Here is a 13,220-nt window from a genome sequence, read left to right as displayed (position 1 = left end):
CGCGGCATCCGTTCCTGGTTCATTCACGTCGTGAATCGTACCCGTTCAGGCGATCAGTCCAGCACCGTGCCGGTCAGCTGCGAGAGCGGCTCGGCGAGGGCGTTGATCAGATCGGTGAACTCGCGCTTGTCATCCTCCGTGAGCTCGGAGTAGCCGACGAAGCCGTCGGTCAGCGAGCCGTGGGCCGCGAGCGACTCCTCGAGCGCCGCGTAGCCTGCCTCGATCTCGGAGACGAGTGCAGCCCCGTCGTCGCCCTGCGCCGTGGCGAAGTCCTGCACGAGCGAGAAGGCCATCTTCGAGCCCTCGACGTTCGCGGCGAAGTCGAAGAGGTCCGTGCCGGACCACCAGTCCTCCTCGCCGGAGATCTTGCCGGTGGCGACCTCGTCGAGCAGCGCGATCGCGCCGTTCGAGATGCCGCCGATGCCCTGGTCGTCGAGCGCGGTGGTGAAGTCGTCGGAGTGCACGTAGTCGTACAGCTCCTGCACGTCGGCGAGCAGCAGGTCACCGTAGTCTGCCCGCTCCTCCGGCGTCGACGGGGCCCAGTCCTGCCACGCCGGCGTCTCGCCGTCGGCGTTCAGCGCATCCTGCGCCGGCACCCACAGATCCTTCTCGATGCGGTGGAAGCCGGTCCAGTCGAGGCCCTCGGCGACGGCGTCGACCTCGCGGTAGTCGATGCGCGGATCGAGGTCGCCCAGCGCCTCCGCGACCGGCTCGATGCGCTCGTAGGAGGCACGGGTCTGCGGGAAGAGCGCACGAGCAGTCTCGTCGTCACCCGACTCGTAGGCCGTGACGAAGTCCTCGACGGCTGGGACGAGCTGGCCGACCTGATCCTTGACGAACGCGGCATAGAGATCCACGGCCTGCTGCTTCTGCTCGGAATCCGGGCCGTCGACCGTGACGCGGTCGCCCGTGACGGTGAACGCGGTCTTGCCGACACCCTCGCCGATCATGCCCGGCTTGCAGAGCGTGTAGTACTCGCCGGGCTGCGCGACGACCGTGAGCGTGCGCGATGCGGCCGGAGCGATGTTCTCGACCTCACCGACGATCCGCAAGCCGTCCTCGGCGAGCAGGTAGAACTCCGACACCTGGTCGGTATCGTTCTTCACCGCGAACGTGAGGGTGCCACTGGTGGCGGTCGACTCGGAGACGGCGCAGTCGCTGTCGGTCGACGAGACGTCGAACGCCGCCGCTGCATCGGCGTCGCTCTTCGCGACGCATCCGCTGAGGATCAGGACCGCAGTGCCGGTGGCAGCGAGTGCCCCGAGGATGCGACGAGAGGTGGTCATGCTGCTCCTTGTGATGAGAGGGAGGCCCTCGTGTCGTCCTCGGGCGCCGCGGAGGCCCGCGGCGTTGAGGGGCGACGAGAGCGGAGTCCGCGGATGTACAACGATCCGACGATGAGGAGGTAGAGGGTCCACGCGATCACCTGCAGCCAGGTCATCGCGGGCATGAAGCCGACGGTGGCCTGCAGGATCGAGGCGAGCGGGCCGCCCGGTGCGATCGTGGCGGAGACGTCGAACGCCCAGCCGAACGGGAAGCCGGCCCAGCCGATCGCGACACCGCCCGTGACGGCGTCGATGGGCGCCGCCGCGGTGAACGGGCCTGGCAGGGCACCGGCCTCCTGCAGGTCCATGAAGGCGTAGGCGAGCACGCCCGCTGCCACGATCACCAGGAAGCCGCCGGTCCAGGCGAAGAATCGTCGCAGATCGAGCTTCACTGCGCCGCGCGCGATCAGCCAGCCGATGACGGCAGCCACGACGAGGCCGAGCAGCGCGCCGAGGAGTGCGGACGGAGCGTCGCCGAAGGACTGCACCATCGACCAGAGCAGCAGCGTGGTCTCGATGCCCTCGCGGGCGACCGAGACGAATCCGATCGCGACGAGCGCCCAGACGCCGCCGCTCGTGAGCGCGCGGTCGATGCCGCCTTCCAGCGTGGCCTTCATCGTGCGGCCGGCACGCTGCATCCAGAAGATCATCCAGGTGACCATCGCCACCGCGAGCAGTGAGAGCCCGCCGCCGATCAGCTCCTGGGCGGTGAACGTGAGCTCGTAGGCGCCGAAGGTGAGGATCGCGCCGATGCCGAGGGCGAGCAGGATTGCGAGGCCGACCCCGGCCCACATCCTCGGAAGCACGTCGCTGCGACCGAGTCGGCGGAGGTAGGCCACCAGGATGCCGACGACGAGTGCTGCTTCAAGGCCTTCACGAAGGCCGATCAGGAAGGTGGCGAGCACGGAGAGACTCTCTGAGGAAGATGAAGGTAAGGCAGCCCTTACCAAGGAGAGACTCTAACACCGTGCGGGCCCTCCCGTGAACACGATCCGCCGAGGCGTGCTCGAGAAGGCACCGGGTAACGCGACGCAACACTCGGCCTCGCGCAGTTCGAGCGGATCTACGCTCGGGACATGGCCGCTGAACTCTCGCTCCCCATCCTCGACCTCTCGAAGCTCGACGACGGTCCCGACGCCGCCGCGCGGTTCCGCGATGACCTGCGCGCGGCGACCCACGACGTCGGATTCTTCTACCTGACCGGCACCGGGATCTCACCCGAGCTCGAGTCTCGCCTGCACCGGGCGGCACTCGACTTCTTCGCGCTCCCGGACGAGGACAAGCTCGCGATCGAGAACGTGAACAGCCCGCACTTCCGCGGCTACACGCGCATCGGCGGCGAGCGGACGCAGGGCAAGGTCGACTGGCGCGAGCAGATCGACATCGGCCCCGAGCGCGAGGCCATCGAAGGCGGACCGGCGTTCAACCGGCTCATCGGCCCGAACCTGTGGCCGGAGGCGCAGCCCGAGCTGCGCGACGTGGTCGCCGAGTGGCACGCCACGCTGTCCGAGGTCGCGCGCAAGCTGCTCCGCGCGTGGGCGCAGACCCTCGGCGCCCAGGAGACCTACTTCGACGAGCACTTCGGCGACCCGTCCACGCTGATCAAGATCGTCCGCTACCCCGGCACGCACGAGCCGGAGCCGCAGCAGGGCGTCGGGGCGCACAAGGACTCCGGCGTGCTGACCCTGCTCTGGGTCGAACCGGGCAAGGGCGGGCTGCAGGTCGAGCGCGATGGCGCATGGGTCGACGCTCCCCCGGTCTCCGGAGCCTTCGTCGTGAACATCGGCGAGCTCCTCGAGTACGCGACCGGTGGCTACCTCAAGGCCACCAACCATCGCGTCGTGTCGCCGCAGGCACCGAACGAACGCATCTCGATCCCGTTCTTCTTCAACCCTGCGCTCGACAAGCGCCTGCCGTTGATCGACCTGCCAGCGGAGCTCGCGGCAGAGGCGAAGGGCGTCACGGACGACCCCGGCAACCCGATCCACGCGCTGTACGGCGAGAACGCGCTGAAGTCGCGACTGCGCGCACACCCCGATGTCGCGGCGATCCATCACGCGGACCTGGTCGACGCCTCCGCCTGACATCTCCCCAGCGCGGTTCGCGCCTCAGAGCACCTGCGTCCCGCTCAGCGAGACGATCTCGCGCAACGCCTGCAGGTGCCCGGCGAACGCATCGAGGCCTGCCCGAGTCGAACGCACCCAGGTGCGCTGACGACTCCCGAACCGCTCCTTGCGCGCGATCACATAGCCGGCCGCTTCCAGATGACTGATCGCCTTGCTGAGCGGCGAGTCCCCGCACTGCAGGATCTCCCGAAGGGTCGGGAAGTCGAGTTCGATGCCGTCACCGAGCGATGCCATGAGCGAGAACCGGATGGGCGACGCGAAGTGGTCGTCGAGACGCGTGCGCGGGTGCGGGTTCTGGCTCACCTCAGTCACGCGGATCACGCCCTGGGACGAACGAGACGGCGACGAGCAGCGCGACCACGCCCGCACCGGCGAACGCCGTCACCGACAGGTCCGCCCCGACGCCGCCCGCGCGGATCCCGATGAACGCGAGCAGGACCGCAGCGGCCACCGCGAACGCCAGCACATGCGGCCAGCGCCACACCGCCCCGATCGCCGGCAACCCGAGCTCGGTGCGAGCCGCCAGGATCCAGGCGAGCAGGAGCAGCACCACGAGGAGCATGAGGATGCTCGTGACGACGCCTTCAGGTGCGCCAGCGAGCAGGATCAGCACACCGAATGCGACGCCGACGAGGATCGTCCCCCATCGGATGCCGCGCGACAGCGGCGCTCGGATGGGACGAGGCGGGCGCGGATCATGGGAGGCGCGGTAGAGCTGGAACACGCCGTATCCGCCCAGACCGACCAGCATCAGGATGCCGGGGGTCAGCATGGCGATGGGCGGCAGCCGCTCATCCCAGATCGCGAACCAGAAGATCACGAGTGCGACGATGAGGAGCACCGCGCCGAGGACGACGATCGGCCACCGGGCTCTCGACATCCGCCACTGCATTCCGTTGCGCTGCGCCATGCCGCTCGCAAGCTGGCTCCAGACCAGGAAGGCGAAGAGAACCACCTGTGGCACGAAGGTTCCGGCATCCCGCAGAATCCAGGCGAAGGCCGTCAGGAACACAGCCCCGACCACGGCATTGGCGATCTGCAACCAGGCCAGCGCCCGCCGATCGACAGCGCGGTCACGACGTACGGCGACCGCCTGCGCCTCGTCGAGGTATCGGCGCGCGATGTCGGCATCCGGCGGCACGAGTGCCTCGTGTCCTGGGACCGGGTTCTGCTCCATGATTCGACCTCCTCGGCTTTCCAGATGGAAAGCTCACTACTTTCCTACTGGAAAGCGAAACCGAGATCAACCCCCACACACAAAACGAAGGCCGCCCCACACCGTGGGACGGCCTTCCAAGAATGTTTTGCGCGATAGTACGCAGGTTCGCGGTGCTGTGCTCAGCGGCGAAGACCCAGGCGTTCGATCAGCGAGCGGTAGCGCGCGATGTCGATGTCCTGGAGGTAGCCGAGCAGACGACGGCGCTGACCCACCATGAGGAACAGACCACGACGCGAGTGGTGGTCGTGCTTGTGCTCCTTGAGGTGTTCGGTGAGGTCCTTGATGCGCTGCGTCAGCATTGCGACCTGCACCTCGGGGGATCCGGTGTCACCGGGGTGCGTCGCGTACTCTTCCATGATCGCCTTCTTGGCGTCAGACTCGAGTGGCATAGATGGGATCCCCTTTCAGTTCGTTGCGCGGCGCCCGACGCCTGATGCGAGGGCTCTCTTTATCCGCGGCCGATCAAACGGCAACCTGAAGAGTCTATCAGTCATCCTTCCCTTTCGACGACCGCCGCTGCCGCGGAGCGAGCCGCACGCTCCCGCGCTCCGCTACGCTCGACAGGTGCAGGACATCGGAATCGACGAGTGAGCGGGACGCGCGGACATCTCATCGATCTCCGCCCGCTGACGCAGAGCCCGGCATTCGCCCGGATGTGGATCGGCTCGACCCTCTCCGGCATCGGCGGTCAGCTCACACTCGTGACCGTGATGCTGCACGTCTTCGCTCTCACAGGCAGCACCTTCGCGGTGTCCATGATCGCCGTCGCCGGCCTCGTGCCGATGATCCTCGCCGGTCTCTACGGTGGCATGCTCGCCGACGCCTTCGACCGCCGCCGCGTCGCACTGATCGCGGCGACCATCACGTTCCTGTCGACCGCACTGCTGGCCACCCTCACCTGGACCGGCGGCGAGACCATCTGGTGGCTGTATGTGCTGAGCATGGTGACCGCCGCCGCGAACTCGGTCGGCATGGCCACCCGGACCGCGATCGTCCCTCGCCTGATCCCGCGCGAGCTCCTCGCCCCGGCATCCGCATTGAGCGGTGTCGCCTTCGGCCTCACCGTGATGGCTGGACCCGCCCTGGCAGGGCTCCTCGTCGCACTCACCGGCTACGGGTGGACCTACACGATCGACGTCATCCTGATGCTGTCGATGTTCCTCGGGCTCTGGACGCTGCCCGCACTGCGCCCCGAGGGCGAGATCGTGCGTCCAGGACTCGCATCGCTCGTCGACGGCTGGCGCTTCCTCCGGCGCGCAGGCAACATCCGCGCGCAGTACGTGATCGACATCATCGCGATGACCTTCGGGCAGCCGCTCGTGCTCTTCCCTGCGCTCGGGACCGTGCTGCTCGGCGGCGGCGCAGTCACGACCGGGCTCCTCACCGCGGCGGTCGCGGTCGGCACATTCGCCTCGAGTCTGCTCTCGGGTCGGATCGTGCAGTACCGCTGGCACGGCCGAGGCATCGAACGCGCAGTCGAGGCCTACGGCGCCGCGATCCTGCTCTTCGGACTCGTGCTGCTGCTCGGCACCTGGGCCGCCCCGGCCACCGAGACCTCGGCGAACGTCGCTCTCATCGTCGTGGCGTGCGTCGCGCTGGCGTTCTCCGGCGCGGCCGACAACGTCAGCTCGATCTACCGCAACACGATGATGCAGTCTGCTGTGCCCGACTCCATGCGCGGTCGGCTCCAGGGCGTCTTCGTCGTCGTGGTCGCCGGCGGGCCTCGCATCGGCGCGCTCTATGCCGGCGCGCTCGCGACCGTCACCTCGCTCTGGTTCCCGCCGATCCTCGGTGGGTTCCTGGTGATCGCGCTCGTCGCGATCGTGGCGCGGCGCACCCCCCGCTTCCGCGCCTATGACGCAGAGAACCCCGAGCCCTGAGGGCCCGGGGTTCCGCGCAGTCCTGACGGATCAGGTTCTGCGAGCGCTGCGATCAGTCCTGCTGCAGTGCGCCCTGCAGGTCGAGGCTGATCGTGACATCCTTGCCGACCAGCACACCGCCGGTCTCGAGTGCGGCGTTCCAGGTGAGGCCGAAGTCCTCGCGGTTGATGACCGTCTTGGCGGAGGCGCCGGCCTTGTAGTTGCCCCACGGGTCGCTGCCGAAGCCGCCGAAGTCCAGCTCGAAGCTGACCGGCTTCGTGATGCCGCGGATCGTCAGGTCGCCGTCCACGAACAGCTCGCCGCCCTCAGCGCGGGCGCCGGTGGAGACGAACTCCATGGTCGGGAAGTTCTCGGTGTCGAAGAAGTCGCCGGAGCGGAGGTGCGTGTCGCGACCCTCGTCCTTCGTGTCGATCGAGGTGACGTCGACGCTCGCCTCGACCTTGGCCTCGAGGGGGTTCTCGGGAGCGATCAGGGTCGCGCTCTTCACGCCGAAGGTGCCGCGCACCTTCGAGATCATCATGTGGCGGACGCTGAACGTGACCTCGCTGTGCGACGGGTCAAGCACCCAGGTGCCTGCACGGTAGCCGGGGATGTCGATGGTGGTCATGGGATCTCCTCACGGGACGGGGGGCCGCAGCTGCGGCATACGAGAGAACAACTCGCATTCACGAGAATACATTCCCGTGCATGCGAGATTGCTGGACCGGCCTCGGATCGACTCGGTCGGACAACGCAGAACGCGCCTCACTCCGTACAGGAGAGAGGCGCGTCCGGTGCAGTTCGTTCAGCCGACGGCGACCAGATCGATGATGAAGATCAGGCTCTTGCCGGAGAGGAAGTGTCCGCCACCCGCGGGGCCGTAGGCCAGGTGGGGCGGGATGACGAGCTCGCGGCGCCCGCCGACCTTCATGCCGGGGATGCCGTCCTGCCAGCCCTGGATCAGGCCGCGCAGCGGGAACTGGATGGTCTCGCCGCGACCCCACGAGGAGTCGAACTCCTCGCCGGAGTCGTACTCGACACCGGCGTAGTGCACGGTCACGGTGTCGCCGGGCTTCGCCTCGGCGCCGTCGCCCTCGATGAGGTCGCGGATGACGAGCTCCGAAGGAGCGGGGCCGGCTGGTGCGTCGAACTCAGGCTTTGTGCGATCAGTCATGCTTCCATCCAACCCGAGCCGCGCTGACTGGTCAACGCGAGCGCACCCGCTGACAGCGAACAGAGCAGACGAAGACCCTCTTGACACCTCGCGCGAGCAGGAGCACCCTGAGTACAGATCAACTCAGCGCCCGGGTGACATGCAGGCATCGCCGCAGCACCGGGCGCTGAGTCTGTCTGCAGGAGGCGTGCTCGACCCCTGGCCGGTGCGGCTCAGTGCGACGGCAGCGCGTAGGCGATGAGACGCTCGGCGACCTCGACGGGACGACTCAGCATCACGCAGTGGCTCCCGGGGATCTCGTCGGGCGTCACGCCCAGCCGCTCCGCCGCGACCCGACGCTGGAACGCCACGGGGAAGAACCGGTCGTCCCTGCAGATGAGCAGATGCGTCGGCACCTGAGGCCAGGAGTCGAGCGGCCAGACCGCCGCCATCGAGGCGGATGACGGATGCTCGCGCTCCCTGCTCATCGCATCCAGGGCGAGCTCGCGCGGAACGTCGTGAGCGAAGCTCACGAGCGGATCCTCGTTCCCCGTGAGACCGCCATCCAGCGCCGCCTGCTCCTCCACCGCCGCCGCGTAGCCCGTGTTCGCCCACCACTCATCCGGTGCCTCGCCCGGCGCGGGGATCATGCCGGCGAGCAGCACGAGCGCATCGGCATCCATCCGTTCGGCGACCAGCGGCGCCGTGAAGCCGCCGAAGGAGTGCCCGACCACGACGATCCCGCGTCCCTCGGCGGGCCCGCAGGCGTCGACGACCGCCGCAGCGTAGTCGGCGAGGGTCAGCGCATCGTCGTCCGCTGGGAGGTCGGGGGCGACGACGCGATGCCCTCGCGCCTCGAGCTCCGCCTGCACGAGATGCCAGGACCAGCCGACGTCGCCGCCGCCGTGGATCAGCACGAACATCGTCATGTCGACTCGTCCTCTCCCGGCTCTCCGCGGATCCGGTGTCAGTAGGCCAGCAGCGCCGCCCTGGTCGCTCTGGTGCGGATCAGCAGCGCCCGCTCGTCATCCGCGGCGAGCGGGTCGCGGCCGGTGACCGCACGCTGGCGCACCGAGGCGAGCGCCGTCGCATCCTTGATGAACTCCCGCATGAGCGGTCGCCTGTCGCCGCGCAGCTGCGCGGCCCACGCGAGACCGACCTTGCGTCCGGCTGGGGTCGCCAGCATCGTGACCTCCTCCGGCGTGAACCAGCCGGCGGCGGCGTACTCCCCCAGGCGGGTTCGCGTGAGACGGGCCTCCTCGCGCTTGAGCGCGATGATCCCGAGGATGAACCCGATGAACAGGGGCACCTGCAGCGTCACGTACAGCACGAAGAAGTCGGCGAAGGTCGCGGAGCCGTTCCACAGCGCGTGCAGCAGGATCGCGCCGAGGAGGCCGAGCAGTCCGACGCCCACCGCCGAACCTGCGGACGCATGACGTCGCGCCGCGAGGCCGATCGCGAAACCGGTGAGCGCGGTGAACATGGCGTGCGCGAACGGCGAGAGCAGGGCCCTGACCACGAAGGTGACCGTGAGCTGCGCTCCGCCGCCCTCGATCAGGCTGATCGCGAAGTACTGGATGTTCTCCGTGAAGGCGAAGCCCGCACCGACCAGCGCACCGTAGACGACGCCGTCGACCGGCCCGTCGAACGCACGACGCGCGACGAGGAAGACGAGGAAGACGCCGAAGCCCTTCCAGAACTCCTCCACGATGGGCGCCTGGACGACCGCCGTCAGCGCGTCGTCGCGGAGGCCGACCAGGAGCGTGATCCCGAGATCCGTCAGGAGGGTGAGACCCACTGCGGCGACAGCACCCCAGGCGATCGCGAAGATGACGAGCCGCTTGGGCTCCGGCTCCCAGCGGTCGATCATGCGGATGCCGAGGAAGACGATCGTGAGCGGGATGAGCGCGAGTACGAGACCGATCACCGACGCGAGCGGACCGAGCGCCCACACGAAGTAGCCGATCAGCGCCAGCAGCAGGAATCCCAGGAATCCGAACAGCCAGAACGAGACCGAACGGCCCTTCTTCGTCGGAACAGGCAAGGCGGGCAGCGCTTCGGCGGGAGACGGGGCGACCGGTGCCGGCGGCGTGTACGCGGTCGGCTGCGCGAGTGCCGAGGCATAGGCCGGCTGCTGGGCGAACTGCGGCGGCGTGTACGGCGACTGCGAGTACTGCTGCGCCGAGTACTCCGGCGCCCGCGACGGCTGTCCCGGCTGCTGTCCCTGGTGCGGAGCGGGGTGGGCGGGCGGCGGGGTGTACGGCGACGGCTGCTGCGGCTGAGGCGGTCCTCCGAAGGTCATGGGGACAGCCTATGGGTCCACGGTGCTGCTGATCCGGCGATCCGGCGATCCCTGCCAAGCGATCTCGGCTCCGCACCCGGTAGCGTAGAGGCATGCGGTTCGCTCATCTGCGCCGTGCCGACTCCCCCCGCGCGGTCCTCGCCGTGGTGGAGGACGCCGATGCCATCCTCGTCTCAGACCTCCTGCCCGACGCTCCTGCCACCCTGCAGCAGCTCATCGAGGGAGGAGACGAGACCCTCGACGCACTGCGCGCTGCGCTGTCGCTCGGCACCGCGCCGCGGCATCCGCTCGATGGCTGGACATACGACTCCGCGGTGATCGCTCCCCCGGCCGTGCTCGCGGTCGGCCTCAACTACGCCGCGCATTCCAGCGAGCTGGGGCTCAAGACCGACACCGCCCCGACCGTGTTCACGCTGTGGCCGAACTCGCTCACCGGGCACGAGCAGACCACCTCGTGGCCGCGTGCGCTCAGCGAAGCCGTGGACTACGAGGCTGAGCTCGGCGTGCTGATCGGCACCCCGGCCAAGAACGTGTCGGAGGGCGACGCGCTCTCGCACGTGTGGGGCTACACGGTGGTCAACGACATCACGGCTCGGAACATCCAGTTCGCGGAGGCGCAGTGGTCGCGCTGCAAGTCCTTCGACGGCTTCACGCCGACCGGGCCCTTCGCGGTCACGGCCGACGAGGTCGCCGACCCGCAGGACCTGCACATCTGGACGATCGTCGACGGCAACACCGTGCAGGACGCCTCGACGGACCAGATGGTGCGCTCGGTCGCGAAGCTCATCGCGCACCTGTCGCAGTCGCTGACGCTGCTGCCCGGCACGCTGATCTCGACCGGCAGCCCCGGCGGCGCCGGCTACTCGCGCGACCCGCAGATCTTCCTGCGCGATCGGTCGACGGTCACCGTGGGGATCGACGGCATCGGTGCGCTCACGACGCACTGCCGCATCCTCGACTGACGCCGTATCCCGCAGGGCGCGAGAGGCCCCGGTGGGATTCCACCGGGGCCTCTCGCCGTGCGGGCCGGATCAGATCTCGATGAGATCCTCCGGCGAGATGATCGGGATCGCGGCCGTCACTGCCTCGAGTCCGGAGAGACGTGCGGGCGAGAGCTGCTTCATGACCTCATCGCGCGACATGAGCCCAGCCTCGACGACCAGGTCGGCGACGTTGCGGTTCGTGAGCAGCGCGGTCTTCGCGAGCGCCGCAGCGGCGGCGTAGCCGATGAACGGAGTGAGTGCGGTGATCACGCCGACCGATGCACCCACCATCGCACCCAGACGATCGCGGTTCGCCGTGATGCCGTCGATGCAGTTGACGCGAAGCGTCCACATCGCCTGACGCATCCAGGTGATCGACTGGAAGATCGAGTGCGCGATCACCGGCTCGAAGGCGTTGAGCTGCAGCTGGCCGCCCTCGACCGCCATGGTCACGGTCATGTCGGCACCGACGACCGCGAATGCGACCTGGTTCACGACCTCGGGGATCACGGGGTTGACCTTGCCGGGCATGATGCTCGATCCGGCCTGCATCGCGGGCAGGTTGATCTCGCCGAAACCGGCCTGCGGTCCCGATGCGAGCAGTCGGAGGTCGTTGCAGATCTTCGAGAGCTTGATGGCGTTGCGCTTGAGCGTCGAGGAGAACGACATGAACGCCCCGGTGTCGCTGGTGGACTCAACGAGGTCGGTCGCGGTCTCGAGATCCAGCGAGGTGATCTCGCGCAGGTGCTTGAGCACAGCCGGCGCGTAGTCGACGTGGGTCGTGATGCCCGTGCCGATCGCGGTCGCGCCCATGTTGATCTCGAACATGAGCGACGCGTTCTCGCTGATGCGGCTGTGATCCTCGCCGAGCGTCGTGGCGAAGCCGTGGAACTCCTGGCCGAGGGTCATCGGCACGGCATCCTGCAGCTGCGTCCGTCCGACCTTGAGGATGTCGTGGAACTCGACTGCCTTGCCGAGGAACGACCGACGAAGCAGATCCAGCTCCTCGAGCAGCGAGCGCAGCGTCAACGAGAGGCCGATCTTGACCGCGGTCGGGTACACGTCGTTCGTGGACTGGCTGCGGTTGGTGTGGTCGATCGGCGACAGGAAGGCGTAGTCACCCTTCTCCCGGCCGGCCATCTCGAGCGCAATGTTGGTGATGACCTCGTTCGCGTTCATGTTCGTCGAGGTGCCGGCACCGCCCTGGATCACGCCGACCGTGAACTGGTCGTGGAACTCGCCGTCGATGACGCGCTGCGCCGCCCGGTCGATCAGATCGGCCCGCTCGGGATCGAGCACGCCGATCTCGCGGTTCGCGCGGGCGCTGGCCTGCTTGACCATCGCGAGCGCTCGCACCAGATCCGGGTAGACCGAGATCGGTCGCTTCGTGATCGGGAAGTTCGCATCGGCGCGGGCGGTGTGGATCCCCCAGTACGCGTCGGCAGGAATCTCCATGCTTCCGAGCGAATCGGTCTCGGTACGGGTCAGGGTAGGCGCGGCAGAAGCCATGTCACATCCTCGTGGGTCGTGGCGGGTGAGAAGGGTGGGGGATGCGACCATCCTACGCCGGTGGGACTCGGCGCCCCCTGAGTCCGCCCGCGATTCAAGCACCTTCCGCGCGAACGTACTCGCTCAGCACGACGCCCGAGTCGAACGCGGTGGTGGCGACCTCGTCGAAACGCTCCGGCGCATACGCTCCCGGCGCGAAGAGCGGGATGCCTGCGCCGAACACGACCGGGCTGCGCTTCAGCACCAGGCGGTCGATCTCGCCCAGGAGGCTCGATGCCAGTGCGCCTCCCCCGCACAGCCAGATCGCGTCGCCGGGCTCTCGCTTCAGCCGCCGCACGAGCGCGACCGGATCCTCATCGGTCGTCTGCACGTCGTCGGCCTCAGCACGCCGCGTGCTCGAGAACACGATCTGACGGAGGTGCCGGTATGGACTCGTCACGCCCATCGGCAGACCGACCGCATAGGTGTTCCAGCCCATCAGCACGGTGTCGAACATCGGAGTGGTGCGTTCGACGCCGAGCGCGAGTGCGAGGTCGGTCGGGATCGTGTCGGCGTAGCGCTCATTGATCGCGTCCATATGATCGCCCTCGATCGGGAAGGCGTCGAACTCACCGGCCGGGCCCGCGATGAAACCGTCGATGCTGACGGCGACGTAGTAGACGAGCTCTCGCATGGTGACTCCAATCACAACATTTGTCGTGGTTCGAGAGTACAACAGCTGTAGTGATGACGCTAGAGTCAGCA

14 protein-coding genes are annotated in these 13,220 nt (G+C 68.1%); 3 read left to right on the top strand and 11 right to left on the bottom strand.

Features of this window, described 5'->3' with window-relative positions; translation table 11 throughout:
• Nucleotides 1-53 precede the first annotated feature (53 nt).
• Nucleotides 54-1,286: an iron uptake system protein EfeO gene (efeO, locus tag V7Z82_RS01825; RefSeq protein WP_334147392.1), complete on the bottom strand. Its 1,233-nt coding sequence runs from the start codon at nucleotides 1,284-1,286 to the stop codon at nucleotides 54-56.
• Nucleotides 1,283-2,230: an iron uptake transporter permease EfeU gene (gene efeU / locus V7Z82_RS01820; RefSeq protein ID WP_334147390.1), complete on the bottom strand. Its 948-nt coding sequence runs from the start codon at nucleotides 2,228-2,230 to the stop codon at nucleotides 1,283-1,285. The genes efeO and efeU overlap by 4 nt, the downstream gene beginning before the upstream one ends.
• 171 nt (nucleotides 2,231-2,401) lie before the next feature.
• On the opposite strand from efeU, the gene V7Z82_RS01815 reads away from it, so the two are divergent.
• Complete coding sequence (locus tag V7Z82_RS01815) at nucleotides 2,402-3,409, top strand: isopenicillin N synthase family dioxygenase (RefSeq protein ID WP_334147388.1); 1,008 nt, start codon at nucleotides 2,402-2,404, stop codon at nucleotides 3,407-3,409.
• A 24-nt stretch (nucleotides 3,410-3,433) separates the two neighbouring features.
• Here V7Z82_RS01815 and V7Z82_RS01810 read toward each other — a convergent pair whose 3' ends face one another.
• The 3 genes from V7Z82_RS01810 to rpsO form a co-directional block, all read right to left on the bottom strand.
• Nucleotides 3,434-3,763 (bottom strand): transcriptional regulator, encoded by a 330-nt coding sequence (locus V7Z82_RS01810; RefSeq protein ID WP_334147386.1) that lies wholly within the window; start codon nucleotides 3,761-3,763, stop codon nucleotides 3,434-3,436.
• Nucleotides 3,756-4,628 carry a hypothetical protein gene (locus V7Z82_RS01805; RefSeq protein ID WP_334147384.1) on the bottom strand — a complete coding sequence of 291 codons (873 nt, stop codon included), beginning with the start codon at nucleotides 4,626-4,628 and terminating at the stop codon, nucleotides 3,756-3,758. The genes V7Z82_RS01810 and V7Z82_RS01805 overlap by 8 nt, the downstream gene beginning before the upstream one ends.
• Nucleotides 4,629-4,789: 161 nt before the next feature.
• Nucleotides 4,790-5,059 carry a 30S ribosomal protein S15 gene (gene rpsO / locus V7Z82_RS01800; protein WP_045280509.1) on the bottom strand — a complete coding sequence of 90 codons (270 nt, stop codon included), beginning with the start codon at nucleotides 5,057-5,059 and terminating at the stop codon, nucleotides 4,790-4,792.
• 198 nt (nucleotides 5,060-5,257) lie between these two features.
• Here rpsO and V7Z82_RS01795 point away from each other — a divergent pair, with 198 nt between their 5' ends.
• Nucleotides 5,258-6,550: an MFS transporter gene (locus V7Z82_RS01795; RefSeq protein ID WP_334147379.1), complete on the top strand. Its 1,293-nt coding sequence runs from the start codon at nucleotides 5,258-5,260 to the stop codon at nucleotides 6,548-6,550.
• A 52-nt stretch (nucleotides 6,551-6,602) separates the two neighbouring features.
• Here the strand turns inward: V7Z82_RS01795 and V7Z82_RS01790 are convergent, their stop codons facing one another.
• The 4 genes from V7Z82_RS01790 to V7Z82_RS01775 all read right to left on the bottom strand — a co-directional run bounded on the left by V7Z82_RS01790 (nucleotide 6,603) and on the right by V7Z82_RS01775 (nucleotide 9,984).
• On the bottom strand, nucleotides 6,603-7,157 hold the full coding sequence (locus V7Z82_RS01790; RefSeq protein WP_334147376.1) for a YceI family protein: 555 nt from the start codon (nucleotides 7,155-7,157) through the stop codon (nucleotides 6,603-6,605).
• A gap of 177 nt (nucleotides 7,158-7,334) precedes the next feature.
• Complete coding sequence (locus tag V7Z82_RS01785) at nucleotides 7,335-7,703, bottom strand: FKBP-type peptidyl-prolyl cis-trans isomerase (protein ID WP_334147374.1); 369 nt, start codon at nucleotides 7,701-7,703, stop codon at nucleotides 7,335-7,337.
• Nucleotides 7,704-7,915: 212 nt separating this feature from the next.
• Nucleotides 7,916-8,611, bottom strand: a complete 696-nt coding sequence (locus V7Z82_RS01780; protein WP_334147372.1) for an alpha/beta fold hydrolase — start codon at nucleotides 8,609-8,611, stop codon at nucleotides 7,916-7,918.
• A gap of 38 nt (nucleotides 8,612-8,649) precedes the next feature.
• Nucleotides 8,650-9,984 carry a PrsW family intramembrane metalloprotease gene (locus tag V7Z82_RS01775; RefSeq protein WP_334147371.1) on the bottom strand — a complete coding sequence of 445 codons (1,335 nt, stop codon included), beginning with the start codon at nucleotides 9,982-9,984 and terminating at the stop codon, nucleotides 8,650-8,652.
• Nucleotides 9,985-10,076: 92 nt separating this feature from the next.
• Here V7Z82_RS01775 and V7Z82_RS01770 point away from each other — a divergent pair, with 92 nt between their 5' ends.
• Nucleotides 10,077-10,946, top strand: coding sequence for a fumarylacetoacetate hydrolase family protein (locus tag V7Z82_RS01770; RefSeq protein WP_334147369.1), 870 nt, complete (start codon nucleotides 10,077-10,079; stop codon nucleotides 10,944-10,946).
• A gap of 69 nt (nucleotides 10,947-11,015) precedes the next feature.
• Here V7Z82_RS01770 and V7Z82_RS01765 read toward each other — a convergent pair whose 3' ends face one another.
• Complete coding sequence (locus tag V7Z82_RS01765; RefSeq protein WP_045280514.1) at nucleotides 11,016-12,476, bottom strand: aspartate ammonia-lyase; 1,461 nt, start codon at nucleotides 12,474-12,476, stop codon at nucleotides 11,016-11,018.
• Between the two features lie 94 nt (nucleotides 12,477-12,570).
• On the bottom strand, nucleotides 12,571-13,149 hold the full coding sequence (locus V7Z82_RS01760; protein WP_334147367.1) for a dihydrofolate reductase family protein: 579 nt from the start codon (nucleotides 13,147-13,149) through the stop codon (nucleotides 12,571-12,573).
• Between the last annotated feature and the right edge of the window lie 71 nt (nucleotides 13,150-13,220).

The sequence above is a fragment of the Microbacterium sp. genome (assembly GCF_036823965.1).
GTDB lineage: Bacteria > Actinomycetota > Actinomycetes > Actinomycetales > Microbacteriaceae > Microbacterium.
Note: the sequence above shows the minus strand (reverse complement) of the source record. Positions and strands in the feature narration are given on the sequence as shown.